A 15367-nucleotide genomic window follows, 5' to 3' on the forward strand; every position below is an offset into this window, starting at 1 on the left:
GGGGCGACGTCCGCTGGTCTTTTTTGCGTCTGCGTGCGCAGGGTGGCCGCCGTGCGGCACCACGTGTCCCTCTGGAACTGCTCGCTCGCCTGGGCTACCGACCGGCAGGCAGCAGTGGTCGTTCGACCGGTTTGCGGCTTCTCCGTCCCTCTCATCCAGCAAGGGAGACCAACCATGCCTATCTCTCCGAACGAGGGTTCCACCGGTGGCGGAACCCTCGTGACCATCACGGGCACGAACCTGTCCAACGCCAGCGCGGTGACGTTCGGTTCCAATTCCGCGACGAGCGTCACCCAGGTCTCGCCGACCCAGGTCACTGCCGTGTCTCCCTCGGGAGCCGGCACGGTCGGGGTCACCGTGACCACCCCGGGCGGGGCCAGTAACCCGGTGTCGTTCTTCTATGTCGGCGCCCCGTTCGAGTCCTCACTGAGTGCCACCTCCGGCCCGCTGGGCGGCGGCAACAGCATCACCATCAACGGCACCGGGCTTTCCACCGCGACCAGTGTGTCCTTCGGTGCCGTCACCGCCACCCCGACGGTCGTCTCCGACAGCCAGATCAGCGTCACAGTGCCCGCGGGCACCGCAGCCGGAACCGTGTCGGTGAGCGTGACAACCGCGGGCGGCACCAACAACGGCCTGTCGTACACCTACGTCGACGTGCCGACCATCACCACCATCGCCCCCAACTCCGGCCCGGCGTCCGGCGGAACGGCGGTGACCATCACCGGTACCGGCTTCGCAACGACCGAATCGGTCACCTTCGGTGCCGTTCATGCCCCGTTCACCGTCATCAACGACACCACCCTGTCCGTGGTCGTCCCGCCCACTCCCGATGGCGGGGCTGGCCCGTCTGACGTCCGGGTCACCAACGCCGCCGGGATCGTCCTGGCAGCAGACGGATTCACCTACCTCGCGGCTCCCGGCATCTGACCGACAGTCCAGCCGTGAGACGGTCCATCGGACCGCAGGAAGGAGGCCGCGTCGACGTAGGCGCGGCCTCCGAGCGCGAGCCGCCACCGCTAACCCATCGAACGCACCATGGCCGGGCTCGCCGACTGCCGCCGCCTCAACCGCAGCAACGAGCGCAAAGCCGCGCCCTTCACCGGCATCGCCCGCACCCTCATCTGCCGCCACAGACGCGCCAAATGAGATGACCTCTACGTAACTAGAGTAAGAGGCTGTCTCACGTGGTGGTTCTTCAGCTACTCGATCGTGCTTGCCGGGGCGCCGCAGCGTGGCCACCGGCTCCCCCGAGCCTGAGCGGCCTACTCCGTGCCGTAGGCCGCCCACCGCCCGAGGGTGAACCCGGCGCCCTCCTGCCAGACTTCCACGGCACCCGCCCCGCCGAAGTACGCAGGGACGACCAACTCCTTTTCGACTACGGCTCGTTCGAGAATCCAGTGGCGGCTGGCCACTGCTTGTTCTGCATCCAGACAGAAGCAGCGGTTGCAGGAGGGTGCGAGGATCTGTACCGGGCTGTGCAGAAGATCCCCCACGAAAGACCGCCCGGTCGCTCCCGGATGCGAGCCGCAGTACGGATGAGCCGGGCGTGCGGCCCGGCGCGGACTCCAGGGTGAGGTGTTCATCGATGCGGTGGGTGCCGTCCCACAGGACGGTCTGCCCGGCCCGGTGGACGGGCGCGATGCTGTCTTCGCAGATCAACCGGTCATCCTCCCGGCGGCCGTTCCCGTACTCCAGCCGTTCCCGTCAACGCCACGGTAGTCGACCTGGCCCGTGTGGCACTTGCCGCCGTCCTCGACGTACGGCTGCCCATCTGCGTTCCATTTTCCCGGCAGGTCCGACAGCCCGGGAAGCATCCGCTCGGCCTAGGCCGCGCTCAACGCCCGTACGGCGGTGCCGAGCTTGCCCTTCTTCTCGTCCCCGCTGTCCGCCGTTGTGTCGGAGAAGAGGTTGACAGCTCCATAGACGATCAACGCGACCAGGGCCAGAACCACGGCAACGAGCCCCACCGTGGCGATGGTCGAATCGGGCTTGTTGACGGTGATCGACCCGAATGCGATCTGGTTGCCGCGAACCTTGCTCCCGTGGAAGGTCACGCTGCCGGTCGTCTGCGACATCGGGCTGTCCAAGTGCATCGCCAAAGTGCGCTGGAGATCCGGGTCCTCGCGGACCTCCCCGCGCAGCACCGTCACGGCCTCCCGCCGGACCCTCTGATCGCCCGGCGCCGCCCCCAATTCCGCGAGCGCGGTCTGCCCGCGTCCCGTATTGCCCAGCCGCTCGCGGACCACCTGAACGACCGCGGCGGCACTCTCCTGCCCGAAGTGCGTGGCGGTGCCCGTCACGGTCGCGGCCAGAACACCGATCGCCACAGCTGCCAGATCTTCCACAACGTCCCGCATTCACGCGTTCACTCCGGAACCACAGGTGTTCCGTGGGCACGGGAGGAACACACGGTTCCGCGAAAGGAGTCCGAAAACGAAGGTAACGGAGACGTGCGGGACGCCTTGACGACCGCGAGATGCCGGTGCACCGCCTTCACTGCGCCGAGCCGCCCCCTCGGGCCCCGGGACTCAGTGGGACGGTGTCGGCGCCCAGACCCCGGCCGCGGTCCCGTCGCGGACGTGCTTCTCGTAGGCGACGACCTTGCTGTGGATGACCTCCAGGTCCGCGTTCAGGCCGGCGACTTTGGCCCGTACTGCCTGCTCGTGCTCCCGCAGCAGTTCCAGCCGCTCCGACTCATTGCCCGGACCCGACCGGACGAGCCGGGCGAACTCCTTCAGCATGGCGATGGGCATGCCCGACGCCCGGAGCCGGTTGCACAGCAGGAGCCACTCCACGTCCGCGGGCTCGTAGACCCGTTGCCCGCCGCCGGAACGGGGAATCGGCCGGAGGAAGAGGCCCTCGCGTTCGAAGAACCTCAGCGCGTGCACGCTCGATCCGGTCGCGTCGGCAACCTCTCCGATCGACAGATCACCCGCACTTCTACCCATGCCGCAGACAGTACCTTGACCTAGAGCACGGTCTAGATCCTAACGTCGCGGCCATGACGACGCAGCAACAGAACTCCGCCACCGGATTCGGCGCCCACAGCACGGCGGACGACGTCCTCGCCGGGATCGACCTGTCGCGCAAGACCGCCCTGGTCACCGGCGGCTACTCCGGCCTCGGACTGGAGACCACGCTTGCTCTGACGCGGGCGGGAGCACATGTCATCGTCCCCGCGCGCAGGTCCGCCGCAGCGGAAGAGGCCCTGCGAGGTGTCCCCCGGGCGGAGGTTCACGTTCTCGACCTGGCAGACCTGGAGAGCGTCCGTGCGTTCTCGACCGGTTTCCTGGAGACCGGGCGCACCCTCGATCTCGTCATCAACGGCGCGGGCATCATGGCCTGTCCGGAGACACGCGTCGGTCCGGGCTGGGAGGCGCACTTCGCGGTCAACCACCTCGGCCACTTCGCGCTCATCAACCGCCTCCGCCCCGCACTGGCACATGGGGCACGCGTGGTTTCGGTGGCCTCGTCCGGTCACTTTCTTTCCGACATCCGCTGGAACGACCCCCACTTCCGTGGCGGCTACGACCGGTGGCTGGCGTACGCGCAGTCCAAGACCGCGAACGCCCTCTTCGCCGTGCATCTGGATACGCTCGGCGCCGACAGTGGGCTGCACGCCTTCGCGGTCCACCCGGGCAGCATCCTGACCCCGTTGCAGCGGCACATCCCCCGTGACGAACAGATGGCCCAGGGCTGGATCACCCCGGACGGCAGACCGGCAACCGGATTCAAGACGCCGGCACAGGGCGCGGCGACGGCCATATGGGCTGCGACATCACCACTGCTCGAAGGCCACGGTGGCGCCTACTGTCAGGACTGCGGCATCGCCGAACCCGCCCACACCGACGACATGCTCATCGGTGGGGTCAAGCCCTGGGCCGTCGACCCGGACGCGGCATCCCGACTCTGGCAACTCTCCAGCGAGCTCACCGAACTGGACCTGTTCACGTGATAGTTCGTCGGGACGGACTCCGCCCATGCCCTGCGGTCGCGCGGTCACAGGACATGGGCCGGATGGTCAGACGGCGCCGAACTCTCCGGCCTTGACGCCCGCCACGAACGAGGCGAACGAGGCGGCGGAGGCGTTCAGCACCGGGCCGCTCGGGTTCTTGGAGTCGCGGACGGGGACCACGCCGAGCGAGCCGACGAGGTTGGCAGCGACCTCGATGCACTGGCCGCCGTTGCCGCTGTAGGAGGACGTGAACCAACGGGGGGATTCGGTAGTCACGGGGTGCCCTTTCGTACCTGTTCGATCAAGGCCACGGATGCCGCCTGAGAGAGCGCCTCGGCCTGTAGCTGATGGTAGGCCGTCAGCATCGGCAGCACGACCGCACTTTCCCGTTCGAGATGGCCCCGATGAGTGGACTCGGCGTAGGACATCAGCGAGCGGTCCGGCATGGTGAGCACGGTGATGGGCAGGCTGAACGGCCTGCGCTCTCCCATGGAGAACGGTGCGATCTGCAGCACGGTGTTCGGCAGCTCCGCGAACTTGAGCAAGCGCGCGAACTGGGCATCGGTGACAGCGGGAGACCCCATAGGCCGACGAATGCACCCTTCGTCAAGTACCGCAAAAATCAAGGGCGATGGCGACCGGACAAGAGAAGCTTGGCGCCTTGCCACCAGCCCGACACGTTCGTCGGCCTGCTCAGAGGTGATCGATTCCCGCCGCACCGCGTCCGCTTCGAGCGCCGCCGCGTACTCCAGCGTCTGAAGCAGGCCAGGGACGACGCCCACTTCGTACAGCCTGATCTCCGAGGCCCGCGCCTCGTGGGCGACGTACTCCGGGAACCCTTCGATGAGCGCTGTTTGACGCACAGCGAGGCTCTGACGTTCGAACCTGTCTCCAGTTCCGAACACCCTGTCAACACTTGCAGCAAAATGGCGAGTTGGAGGGCGACGCCCAGTTTCGACGGCAGAAATGTGCGTTCCGGAGCATCCGATGCGTGCGGCCAGCTCGTCCTGCGTCCATCCTCGCTGATCTCTCAGCATGCGCAAGTGTTGCCCGAACTGCGCACTCGGCGATTCCTCGGGGTCTAGCTCTTTCCGATTCATCAGCCACCACCTGATTCCCTGAACAATTTGCGCAAGTTGAAGACCTCTCGACCCTAGGTCACGCTGATCCCCCTTGGTAGCGGAAACGTTACGGAGAGGAGTGGCTCGTGTGTGTGGAAGATGACCCCTCTGGGGAGCAGAAGCCCCAGCAAGTCCCGTCCACTGGCTCGTTGTTGGTCGACACCGGCCGTCGTGACCAGGTCGGGGAGTTCCGAGGAGTGGCCGGCCCCTACTGGTCGTTGCGGCCGGTCTGCGGCGGTACGGAGTGGGAGGCGGAACCCGCGAACGTGCGGGCACCGAGCCCCATGGAGCGGTTACGGGCCGAGATCGCGCGGTGCAACGCCCGGAGCGAGGGGCGGATCCTGTGACCGGCGAGGTGAACACCGCCCCCGGACAGGCGAGTTACCGGTGCGAGGCAGTCGCCGAAGGGTTCGTGGGCGGGACGGACGAAACGGCGCGGTACGTTCTGGGCACCTTCTGGACGATCTCCCCCGTCCTCGCACTGCGCTGGCTCGGCGGGCAGGCCCTGTGGATCGTGGGCCGGCTCGATCTCGTCGACCACCTCGCCGAACTCCGCGCCTGGTACGAGGACCGCGAGACCCAACGCACCGCCCGCGCACACATCAAGGGCGGAGCCCCGCTGCTCGTCGTCGTCCCGGACGAGGACTGCACATACACGGTGTCCGTACGATCCGCGGAACAGGCACATGGAACCACGCTCTGCTGCCGCCCCGGGGAGGGATCACCATCAGAAATCGCTCGCCGCACCCCGTACGACCCCCCGACCGCCGCAGCGCCCTGCGCTACCTGTGGTGGCTGATCGTCTGCCAGCGCCGCCGGATCGCCGCCGGCGCGCTGCTCGGCAGCGCCTGGATGGTGTGTCTGACGCTGCCGCCGTACCTGCTGTCCCGCGCCATCGACGACGGGCTGCAACCGGGGCGGTGGCCCGCGCTGGCAGGCTGGGTCGCGGCCCTGCTGGGCGTGGGGGTGCTGAACGCCTGGCTGGCCATCATGCGGCACCGCACGATGACCAGGGTGCGGCTGGACGCCGCCTTCCGTTCCGTGCGGGCCGTGGTCTCGCAGGCGACCCGGCTGGGCGGGGCGCTGCCGCGCCGGGCCACGGCCGGGGAGGTCGTCACGATCGGGTTCGGCGATGTCGGGGTGATCGCCGCCACGCTGACCATCACCGGCCCCGGTGTCGGCGCGGTCCTCGCCTTTCTCGTCGTGGCCGCGCTACTGCTTGCCGTGTCACCGCTGCTCGCCGCGGTGGTGCTGCTCGGGGTGCCGCTGCTCGCGGTGCTGGTCGGCCCGCTGCTGGGGCGGTTGCAGGGTGTCGAGGCGACGTACCGGGAGCGGCAGGGCGGGCTCGCCGGCCGTTTCGCGGACATGGTCGGGGGCCTGCGCGTCCTCAACGGCATCGGCGGCAAGGAGGTGTACGCCGAGCGCTACCGGCGCGGCTCGCAGGAGCTTCGGGCGGAGGGGTACCGCGTCGGCGCGGTGACCAGCTGGATCCAGGCCCTCGGCGTCGGTCTGCCCACCCTGTTCCTCGGGGCCGTGACCTGGCTCGCGGCCCGGATGGCCGCCGAAGGGACCATCACTGTCGGCGAGTTGGTCGCGGTCTACGGGTACGCCGCGGTGCTCGCGGTGCCGGTCGAGTTCTTCATCGAGGGCGGCTACGACCTCAGCCGCGGACTGGTCGCCGCCCGCCGGGTCATCCGTTTCCTGGACCTGGAGCCCGATTCCACGGGCAGCGGGACGGCAGGTGAAGCGGCGGCGGACGGGCCGGGCTCGCCGGCCACGCTCCGTGATCCGGCGTCCGGCGTGAAGGTGGCACCCGGGAGGCTGACCGTGCTGGCCGGTGCCCGGCCGTCGGAATCCGCGGCGGTGGTCGAGCGGCTCGGCCGGTTCACCGGTTCGGCCGCGACCTGGGGCGCGATACGCCTCGACGAGATCGACCTGACGCAGGTGCGCCGACGGATCCTGGTCGCGGACAACGAGGCCGATCTGTTCGCCGGCCCGCTGCGCGAGGTGATCGGCGGCGCCCGGGACCGGGACGAGGAGTCCATCGACCGGGCCCTGTACGCGGCAGTGGCGCAGGACATCGTGCGAGGGCTGCCGGACGGACTCGACTCGCCGGTCGACGCGCAGGGCCGCAACCTCTCCGGAGGCCAGCGACAGCGCGTCCGGCTGGTCCGGGCCCTGCTGGCCGATCCCGAGGTGCTGCTGGCGGTGGAGCCCACCTCGGCGGTCGACGCGCACACCGAGGCGGCCATGGCGACCCGGCTGCGCGCCGCACGCGCCGGCCGCACCACGGTCGTCACCAGCACCTCACCGCTCGTACTGGACCGGGCGGACACCGTGTACTACCTGGTCGACGGTCGCGTCGCGGCCGTCGGCAGCCACCGGGAACTCCTGGACCTGGAGCCCGGCTACCGCCTCCTGGTGTCCCGCGGAACGGACGACGCCCCCGCCGACGAAGGGGACCGAGGAACCGTCCCGCCGACCAGGGAGACCGTGCGATGACCACCGGATCCGAACCGATGTCCCCGGCCCTGCCCATCGCCGAACCGGCCCTGCCCATCGCCGAACCGTCCCGGACACGCCGGGCGGCGCTCCGGCTGATCCGGCTGGACGGCCGTGTCTTCGCCGCCGTGATCGGCCTCAACGCGCTGGCCGCCGGTGCCGGACTCGTCGGCCCGTGGCTGCTCGGCCGCATCGTCGACGAGGTCGGGGCGGGCGCCGGGGTGGCCGCGGTGGACCGTCTGGCACTCACCATCCTCGTCTTCGCCGTGGCGCAGCTCCTCCTGGTCCGCTGGGCCGGTTACGTAGGACACCGCTTCGGCGAGCGGACACTGGCGCGCATCCGCGAGAAGTTCGCCGACCGGACGCTCGCGCTGCCTGCCCGGGTGGTCGAACGGGCCGGGACGGGCGATCTGTTGACCCGCGGAACCACCGATGTCGCCATGGTCGGCGCCACCCTCCGGGACACCGGGCCCGAGGTCCTCATCGCCGCTGTCCAGGCGCTGTTCATCCTCGGTGCGGTCTTCGTACTGGACCCGCTGCTCGGTGTGTGCGGGGTGCTGGGCCTGCTCGGGATCTGGTTCGCCGCCCGCTGGTACCTGCGCCGGGCGCTCACCGCGTACCTGGCCGAGGGAGGCGCCAACTCGGCGCTCGCGGAGCAGCTCGCGGCCACCGCCGCCGGGGCCCGCACCGTCGAGGCTCTCGGGCTTCAGCAGCACCGTGTCACCGCCTGCGAGGAGGCCGTCGAGGAGTGCTGGAAGACCCGGACCAGGACGCTGTTCCTGCGCAGTGTGCTCTTCCCGGCCGTGGACGTCTCGTACGTCGTTCCGGTGGCCGGTGTCCTGCTGGTCGGCGGCGTACTGCACGACCACGGCGCGGTGAGCCTCGGCGCGGTGATCGCCTCGGCCCTGTATCTGCGGCAGCTCTCCCAGCCCCTGGACACCATCCTCCAGCGGCTGGAGCAGCTCCAGAGCAGCAGCGCCTCCTTCGCCAGGGTCGAGGGTCTCGCCCTGGCGGCGCACGTACCGCTGGCCGCCTCCCCCGCACCGGCCGACGACCGGATCGAGGTGACAGGGGTGCGATACGCGTACGACGGCGGGGACGACGTCCTGCACGGTGTCGACCTGACGGTCCGCCCCGGCGAGCGGCTCGCGGTCGTCGGCCCCTCCGGCGCGGGCAAGACCACCCTGGGCAGGCTGCTGGCGGGCATGGAGGCACCGCGCACCGGCTCGGTGACGGTCGGGCGGGTCCCGGTCCATGGGCTGGACCCCGAGCGGCTGCGCAGGCACGTCGTGCTGGTCACCCAGGAGCACCACGTCTTCCTCGGCACGGTCCGGGACAACCTGAGGATCGCCTCGGCCGACGCCACCGACGACGAACTTCGCGCGGCGCTCTCCGCAGTCGGCGCCGACTGGGCCGACGAGCTGCCCGACGGCCTGGACACCGATCTGGGCCACGGGGCGCACCGGCCGGACGGCGCACGGGCGCAGCAGCTCGCCCTGGCGCGCGTGGTGCTGGCCGATCCGCACACGCTGATCCTCGACGAGGCCACCGCGCTCCTGGACCCGAGGACGGCCCGGCACACGGAGCGGGCGCTGGCTGCCGTGCTGGACGGCCGGACCGTCGTGGCCGTCGCACACCGCCTGCAGACGGCTCACGACGCCGACCGGGTGGCGGTGATGGAGGACGGCCGGATCACCGAACTGGGCACCCACGACGAGCTCGTGGCGGCCGACGGCGCGTACGCCGCGCTCTGGCACTCCTGGCACGGCGAACGGCCGCCGTCCTCCTGAGCCGGCGGGCGCGGCCGGGGAGGGGACCGCCCCCGTCCGCCCCACCCGGCGCGCGCGACCCGGCCGGAGCTGGTCTGCTGGTTCCGGGGGCCGTCCGTCCGTAACCCGGAGAGATCCAGATGAGTGTCTCCAGCACCTACCGAGCCGCGCAGGCCGCCGCCGCGGGCGGCCCCTTCGAGATCGTCGAGCGCACGGTGCCGCAGCCCGGCCCGGGGCAGGTCCGAGTGGCCGTGGACGCCTGCGGGGTCTGCCACAGCGACGCGCTGTTCGTGAGCGGCGCGCTGCCGGGCGTACGGTTCCCGGTCGTACCCGGGCACGAGATCGCGGGCCGGATCGCGGAGCTCGGCGAGGGTACGCAGGGTGCCTGGCAGGTGGGCGACCGGGTGGCGGTGGGCTGGTTCGGCGGGAATTGCGGCCACTGCACACCTTGCCGGCGGGGCGACTTCATGGTCTGCGAGCACCTGAAGGTGCCCGGTTGGGCGTACGACGGTGGCTACGCCGAGAGCGCGACCGTGCCGGCAAACGCCCTGGCCCGGATCCCCGACGCACTGTCCGCCGTCGACGCGGCGCCGATGGGCTGTGCGGGGGTGACCACGTTCAACGGGCTTCGGCGCAGCGCCGCCCGGCCCGGGGACCTGGTCGCCGTGCTCGGCATCGGCGGCCTCGGGCACCTGGGGGTGCAGTACGCGGCGGCCATGGGGTTCGAGACGGTGGCGATCGCCCGGGGCGCCGCCAAGGCCGACTTCGCGAAGGAGCTCGGCGCCCATCACTACATCGACAGCACCGCGGGCACCGGCGTGGCGGACGCGCTGCAGGCCCTGGGCGGCGCCCGGGTCGTGCTGGCCACCGCCGCCAACTCCGCCGCCATCACGGCGACCGTGGAAGGACTCGCGCCGCGCGGCGAGCTGGTGGTCATCGGGGCGGACCCGGAGCCGCTGGGGATCAGCCCGAACCAGTTGCTGATGTCGGGCAGGGTCGTCCGGGGACACCCGGCCGGCACCGCGCAGGACGTGCAGGACACCCTGGCGTTCAGCACCCTGCACGGGATCCGCCCGATGACCGAGACCGTGCCGCTGGACGGCGCGGAGGCCGCGTACCAGAAGATGATGTCCGGCGCGGCCCGCTTCCGGATGGTGCTCACCACCGGCTGAGGCCCGGTGGCCGGGGGCCTCACCGCGGCGTACGGACGCCTCGGAGCAGGACGAAGGAGAGCACGGTGGCGCCGAGCATCGTGGCGGCGGCACCGGCCGCGGCCATGTCCAGGCTGTGGGTGAAGGCCCTGGAGGCCGCGGCGAGCACCGTGTCCCCCAGTTCGCCCGGCAGTTGCCGGGCCACCGCGACCGCGCCGCCCAGCGTCTCCCGCGCGGCATCGGGGACGGCGGCCGGCACCGTACCGCTCATGTCCCGGCCGTAGACGGCGGCGCCGACCGAGCCGAGCAGGGCCATTCCCAGGGCGCCGCCGAGCTCCTGCCCCGATTCGACGACGGCGGCGGCCGAGCCCGCGCGCTCGGGCGGTGCGGCGCCCAGGGCGAGCTCATTGGCGAGGGTCATCGCGGAGACCAGCCCGCCCGCGTACACGGCGGACCCGGCGAGCGTCGTCCAGAGCGGCGAGTCCACCCCGGTCCCGGTCAGCCAGAGGAAGCCCGCGGCGGACACGAGGAACCCGCCGGCCATCACGTGTCCCCGGTCGAACCGGCGGGCGAGCGCCCCGCCCACCGGAGCGGCGACCAGGACGCCGAGCGAGGGCACCAGGCTCCACATCGCCGCCTCGAAAGGGCTCTTGCCCAGGACGGACTGCATGTACTGGGAGAAGAACGGGGCGAATCCGACCGTGGCCGCCATGGCCAGCAGGTTGACGGCGGCCGACCCGCCGAACGCGCGGCGGCGCAGGAGCGCCAGGTCGACCATCGGGTGGGCGAGCCGGGCCTGCCGGCGCAGGAAGACGAAGCCCAGGGCGAGGCCCGCGCCGATACCCAGGGCCGGCAGCGGCTGGTAGCCGTGCTTGGCGAGCTCCTTGATGCCGTGGATCAGCGGCAGCAGCGCGGCGAGCGAGAGCACCGCGCTCAGGGTGTCGAACCGGCCCCGGGCTGGTGACTTGGACTCCGGCAGCAACAGCGGCGCGAGGACGAGCAGCAGCGCCATCGCGGGCAGGTTGACGAGGAACACGGAGCCCCACCAGAAGTGTTCGAGGAGGGCCCCGCTGAGGACCGGGCCGACGGAGATGCCGGTGGCCAGCACGGTCGTCCAGACGGCGACCGCCCGTGCCCGCTGCCCCGGGTCGTGGAAGAGGTTGCGTACGAGGGCGAGGGTGGACGGCATCAGGCAGGCGCCGCCCACGCCGAGGAGGGCACGGGCCGCGATCAGTGCCCCGGGGGTCTGCGCGTAGGCGGCGGCGAGCGAGGCTGCCGCGAAGAGGACCGTGCCGGCGATGAGCACCTTGCGGCGGCCGACGCGGTCGCCGAGCGCGCCCATGGTGATGAGGAGTCCGGCGAGGACGAAGCCGTACATGTCCAGGATCCACAGCTGCTGGGTGGAGCCGGGTTCGAGGTCCGCGCCGATGGCCGGCAGGGCGTAGAACAGGATGGAGACGTCCATCGAGACGAAGAGCAGCGGCAGCATCAGCACGCCGAGCGCGGTCCATTCGCGGCGTCCGGCACGCGGGGCGGCGGGCTCCGGCGCGGCGGAGGCCGGGGCGGCCGGAGCCGGGGTCGGGGTGTTCGGTCCTGAAGTCATGCCGGGAGCAGAGCAGTTGCTCCGCGTACACCGCAATCACTGTCGTAGTGCACCTGGCGAGCGGCCCCGAAAGCCCTTCCCGATTCCCTGGATTGAAGGGGCGTACGCCGTTCCGGGTGCACTAGTACAGTGCACCCGTGCCGACCGAACCGCCCTACCTCAGGATCGCCGGTGGACTGCGCCACCGGATCGTCTCCGGTGAGCTCGCCCCGGGCGACCGACTGCCCTCCACGCGCATGATCGTGCGGGAGTGGGGGGTCGCCATGGCGACCGCCACCAAGGCGCTGTCGGTGCTGCGCGGCGAGGGTCTGGTGCGTGCGGTGCCGGGGGTCGGCACGGTCGTCGCCGAGCGGCCCGTGCCGGGTCCCGGCGGCGCGGGCGACGGGCCCGCCCTGAGCCGTGGACGCATCGTGCGTACCGCCATCGAACTGGCCGACACCGAGGGGCTGCCCGCGGTGTCGATGCGCCGGGTCGCGACCATCCTGTCCACCTCCACCATGGCGCTGTACCGGCATGTACCGGGCAAGGCGGAGCTGGTCCGGCTGATGTCGGACGAGGCGTTCGGGGAGCGCTCGCTGGGCGCCGTGCCCCACGGCTGGCGCCCCGGGCTGGAACTTGCCGCCCGGTGGCTGCGGTCGGTGTACGGGCGCCATCCGTGGCTGGCCCAGGCCGTGGCCTCCTTCACCCGGCCGACGGCCTCCCCGCACACGATGCGGTACACGGAGTGGGTGCTGCGCGCCCTCGCCGGCACCGGACTGCCGCCGTACACGAAGCTGCACATCCACCTCACGCTCTTCGCCCATGTGCAGGGGCTGGCGATGGCCGGCGAGCTGGAATCGCAGGCTCTGCAGGACACCGGGCTCTCCATGGAGGAGTGGATGGAAAGGAATGAGCCACATTTCAACGCCATCTCGGCCAGTGGCGACTACCCGTTCCTCAACTCGTTGTTCGAACAGGAGGAGTTCGAGCTCGACCTCGGCGTTCTCTTCGAATTCGGGCTCCGGAGGACGCTGGACGGCATCGCGGTGATGATCGGCGAAACGTCCGCTTAACGAACATGACCTTTCTGGCAACGAACGAATTCCGGCCAACTTGTTGACGCGGTCCTGACAGGAACATCCTCCGGCTGACACTCTTCACCCCGTTCTGCGCACTTCTCGCTCACCCCGGACGGCTCACCGTGCCGCCGGTACCCCCCTCGCAGAAGGAGTCCGCGTGAGATCCACGCCCAGCCGTCGTGCCACCGCGACCGGCGCTCTGATAGCCGCAGCAGCCCTCATCGCAGTCGGAGTCCAGACCGGTACGGCCACTGCCACCCCCGGCAGCACGACCTCGGCGGTACCGGCGTCCGCCGGCGCCAACCAGGGTTCCCTCGCCAAGCAGCTCTCCCCGTCCCAGCGCGCCGAGCTGATCCGCAAGGCGGACGCGAACAAGGCGGACACGGCCAAGGACCTCGGTCTCGGCTCGCAGGAGAAGCTCGTCGTCAAGGACATCGTCCAGGACAACGACGGCACCACGCACACGCGTTACGATCGCACCTTCGCCGGGCTCCCCGTGCTCGGCGGCGACCTGGTCGTCAAGGAGTCCAAGGCCGGGGCGACCCAGGCCGTCACCAAGGCCTCCAAGGTGACCAGTGGTCAGCTGAAGGCCGTGGACCTGAAGGCGGACGTCGCGCCCGCCAAGGCGGAGAAGCAGGCGCTCGGCCTCGCCAAGGCCGACGGCGCCAAGAAGGCCGAGGCCGACAAGGCACCGCGCAAGGTCGTCTGGATGGCGCAGGGCAAGCCGCAGCTCGCCTACGAGACCGTCGTCGGCGGCCTCCAGCAGGACGGCACCCCCAACGAGCTGCACGTCATCACGGACGCGGCCACCGGGGCGAAGCTGTACGAGTGGCAGGGTGTCGAGAACGGCACCGGCAACACCCAGTACAACGGCCAGGTCACCCTCGGCACCGCCCCGTCGTACACGCTGACCGACACGGGCCGCGGCAACCACAAGACCTACAACCTGAACCACGGGTCGTCCGGCACCGGGACGCTGTTCACCAACACCACCGACGTGTGGGGCAACGGCAACCCGTCGAACGCCGAGACGGCCGCCGCGGACGCCCACTACGGCGCGGCCGAGACCTGGGACTACTACAAGAACGTGCACGGCCGCACCGGTATCCGCGGTGACGGTGTCGGCGCGTACTCCCGCGTCCACTACGGCAACGCCTACGTCAACGCCTTCTGGCAGGACAGCTGCTTCTGCATGACGTACGGCGACGGCGAGGGCAACCTCAAGCCGCTGACCTCGCTCGACGTGGCCGCGCACGAGATGTCGCACGGTGTCACCGCCGCCACCGCCAACCTGGTCTACAGCGGCGAGTCCGGTGGCCTCAACGAGGCGACCAGCGACATCTTCGCCGCGGGCGTGGAGTTCTACTCCAACACCTCCGCGGACCCGGGCGACTACCTCGTCGGCGAGAAGATCGACATCAACGGCGACGGCACTCCGCTGCGCTACATGGACAAGCCGAGCAAGGACGGCGCGTCCAAGGACGCGTGGTACTCGGGCATCGGCAACATCGACGTCCACTACTCCTCGGGCCCGGCGAACCACTTCTTCTACCTGCTCTCCGAGGGCAGCGGCGCCAAGGTCGTCAACGGGGTCTCCTACGACTCCCCGACCTCCGACGGCCTGCCGGTGACCGGTATCGGCCGCGCCAAGGCCGAGCAGATCTGGTTCAAGGCGCTCTCCACCAAGTTCACCTCCACCACCAACTACGCGGCGGCCCGCACCGGCACCCTCGCCGTGGCCGGTGAGCTGTACGGCACGACCAGCGCCGAGTACAAGGCGGTCGGCGACGCCTGGGCGGCCATCAACGTCGGCACCCGTGACGGCGGCAACCCGGACCCGGGCGGCAAGGTCTTCGAGAACAAGGCCACGGTCAACATCCCGGACCGCGGTGCGGCCGTCACCAGCTCGGTCAACGTCACCGGTGTCACCGGCAACGCCCCCAGCACCCTCAAGGTCGGCGTGGACATCACCCACACCTACCGCGGTGACCTGGTCATCGACCTCGTCGCCCCGGACGGCACGGCCTACCGGCTGAAGAACTCCTCGGCCTCCGACTCCGCGGACAACGTTCAGACCACGTACACGGTCAACGCGTCGTCCGAGGTCGCCAACGGCACCTGGAAGCTCAAGGTCCAGGACGTCTACTCGGGTGACACGGGCAAGATCAACAGCTTCAAGCTCACCTTCTGAACCACTCACCGGTC

At 70.5% G+C, this 15367-nt stretch carries 14 protein-coding genes and 1 pseudogene; 9 read left to right on the forward strand and 6 right to left on the reverse strand.

Features of this window, described 5'->3' with window-relative positions:
- The first annotated feature begins 174 nt into the window (after positions 1–174).
- Positions 175–930: an IPT/TIG domain-containing protein gene (locus tag OG842_RS12045; RefSeq protein WP_266729605.1), complete on the forward strand. Its 756-nt coding sequence runs from the start codon at positions 175–177 to the stop codon at positions 928–930.
- A 335-nt stretch (positions 931–1265) separates the two neighbouring features.
- On the opposite strand, the pseudogene OG842_RS12050 reads toward OG842_RS12045, so the two are convergent.
- From OG842_RS12050 to OG842_RS12060, 3 genes and pseudogenes are all read right to left on the reverse strand, one after another.
- A pseudogene (locus OG842_RS12050) lies at positions 1266–1692 on the reverse strand (MBL fold metallo-hydrolase); the annotation flags it as partial.
- 134 nt (positions 1693–1826) lie between these two features.
- Positions 1827–2360: a hypothetical protein gene (locus OG842_RS12055; RefSeq protein ID WP_266729606.1), complete on the reverse strand. Its 534-nt coding sequence runs from the start codon at positions 2358–2360 to the stop codon at positions 1827–1829.
- 171 nt (positions 2361–2531) lie between these two features.
- Positions 2532–2951, reverse strand: coding sequence for a MerR family transcriptional regulator (locus tag OG842_RS12060; RefSeq protein WP_266729607.1), 420 nt, complete (start codon positions 2949–2951; stop codon positions 2532–2534).
- A 53-nt stretch (positions 2952–3004) separates the two neighbouring features.
- Between OG842_RS12060 and OG842_RS12065 the strand changes: the two genes are divergently transcribed.
- Positions 3005–3958, forward strand: coding sequence for an SDR family NAD(P)-dependent oxidoreductase (locus OG842_RS12065; protein ID WP_266729608.1), 954 nt, complete (start codon positions 3005–3007; stop codon positions 3956–3958).
- A 66-nt stretch (positions 3959–4024) separates the two neighbouring features.
- Here OG842_RS12065 and OG842_RS12070 read toward each other — a convergent pair whose 3' ends face one another.
- Together OG842_RS12070 and OG842_RS12075 are read right to left on the reverse strand one after the other, a co-directional pair.
- The gene (locus OG842_RS12070) at positions 4025–4234 is read right to left on the reverse strand and encodes a DUF397 domain-containing protein (protein WP_266729609.1); all 210 of its coding nucleotides are present in this window, start codon (positions 4232–4234) and stop codon (positions 4025–4027) included.
- The gene (locus tag OG842_RS12075; RefSeq protein WP_443064058.1) at positions 4231–5061 is read right to left on the reverse strand and encodes a helix-turn-helix domain-containing protein; all 831 of its coding nucleotides are present in this window, start codon (positions 5059–5061) and stop codon (positions 4231–4233) included. Before OG842_RS12075 ends, OG842_RS12070 begins: the two co-directional genes overlap by 4 nt.
- A gap of 110 nt (positions 5062–5171) precedes the next feature.
- Here OG842_RS12075 and OG842_RS12080 point away from each other — a divergent pair, with 110 nt between their 5' ends.
- From OG842_RS12080 to OG842_RS12100, 5 genes are all read left to right on the forward strand, one after another.
- Positions 5172–5426 (forward strand): hypothetical protein, encoded by a 255-nt coding sequence (locus tag OG842_RS12080; protein ID WP_266733545.1) that lies wholly within the window; start codon positions 5172–5174, stop codon positions 5424–5426.
- Positions 5423–5878: a hypothetical protein gene (locus OG842_RS12085; RefSeq protein WP_266729611.1), complete on the forward strand. Its 456-nt coding sequence runs from the start codon at positions 5423–5425 to the stop codon at positions 5876–5878. The genes OG842_RS12080 and OG842_RS12085 overlap by 4 nt, the downstream gene beginning before the upstream one ends.
- Positions 5879–5931: 53 nt before the next feature.
- Complete coding sequence (locus OG842_RS12090) at positions 5932–7581, forward strand: ABC transporter transmembrane domain-containing protein (protein ID WP_266729612.1); 1650 nt, start codon at positions 5932–5934, stop codon at positions 7579–7581.
- Positions 7578–9371, forward strand: a complete 1794-nt coding sequence (locus OG842_RS12095) for an ABC transporter ATP-binding protein (RefSeq protein WP_266729613.1) — start codon at positions 7578–7580, stop codon at positions 9369–9371. Before OG842_RS12090 ends, OG842_RS12095 begins: the two co-directional genes overlap by 4 nt.
- Before the next feature lie 119 nt (positions 9372–9490).
- Entirely contained in the window at positions 9491–10522 is a 1032-nt protein-coding gene (locus OG842_RS12100) for an alcohol dehydrogenase (RefSeq protein WP_266729614.1), read from the forward strand.
- Positions 10523–10541: 19 nt separating this feature from the next.
- On the opposite strand, the gene OG842_RS12105 is transcribed toward OG842_RS12100, so the two are convergent.
- Positions 10542–12104 (reverse strand): MFS transporter, encoded by a 1563-nt coding sequence (locus OG842_RS12105; RefSeq protein WP_443063979.1) that lies wholly within the window; start codon positions 12102–12104, stop codon positions 10542–10544.
- Positions 12105–12241: 137 nt separating this feature from the next.
- On the opposite strand from OG842_RS12105, the gene OG842_RS12110 reads away from it, so the two are divergent.
- Both OG842_RS12110 and OG842_RS12115 read left to right on the forward strand, forming a co-directional pair.
- Positions 12242–13156 (forward strand): TetR/AcrR family transcriptional regulator C-terminal domain-containing protein, encoded by a 915-nt coding sequence (locus OG842_RS12110; RefSeq protein ID WP_266729615.1) that lies wholly within the window; start codon positions 12242–12244, stop codon positions 13154–13156.
- Positions 13157–13319: 163 nt separating this feature from the next.
- A complete protein-coding gene (locus OG842_RS12115; protein ID WP_266729616.1) occupies positions 13320–15353 on the forward strand; it encodes a M4 family metallopeptidase in 2034 nt (677 codons plus the stop codon).
- Positions 15354–15367 lie beyond the last annotated feature (14 nt).

The sequence above is a fragment of the Streptomyces sp. NBC_00376 genome (genome assembly GCF_036077095.1).
Taxonomy (GTDB): Bacteria; Actinomycetota; Actinomycetes; order Streptomycetales; family Streptomycetaceae; genus Streptomyces.

Excerpts from the sequence above, each read along its gene's own strand:
- OG842_RS12055 (WP_266729606.1), bottom strand. The coding sequence starts at position 2,360 with ATGCGGGACGTTGTGGAAGATCTGGCAGCTGTGGCGATCGGTGTTCTG.
- OG842_RS12090 (WP_266729612.1), top strand. The coding sequence starts at position 5,932 with ATGGTGTGTCTGACGCTGCCGCCGTACCTGCTGTCCCGCGCCATCGAC.
- OG842_RS12060 (WP_266729607.1), bottom strand. The coding sequence starts at position 2,951 with ATGGGTAGAAGTGCGGGTGATCTGTCGATCGGAGAGGTTGCCGACGCG.
- OG842_RS12100 (WP_266729614.1), top strand. The coding sequence starts at position 9,491 with ATGAGTGTCTCCAGCACCTACCGAGCCGCGCAGGCCGCCGCCGCGGGC.
- OG842_RS12065 (WP_266729608.1), top strand. The coding sequence starts at position 3,005 with ATGACGACGCAGCAACAGAACTCCGCCACCGGATTCGGCGCCCACAGC.
- OG842_RS12045 (WP_266729605.1), top strand. The coding sequence starts at position 175 with ATGCCTATCTCTCCGAACGAGGGTTCCACCGGTGGCGGAACCCTCGTG.
- OG842_RS12105 (WP_443063979.1), bottom strand. The coding sequence starts at position 12,104 with ATGACTTCAGGACCGAACACCCCGACCCCGGCTCCGGCCGCCCCGGCC.
- OG842_RS12095 (WP_266729613.1), top strand. The coding sequence starts at position 7,578 with ATGACCACCGGATCCGAACCGATGTCCCCGGCCCTGCCCATCGCCGAA.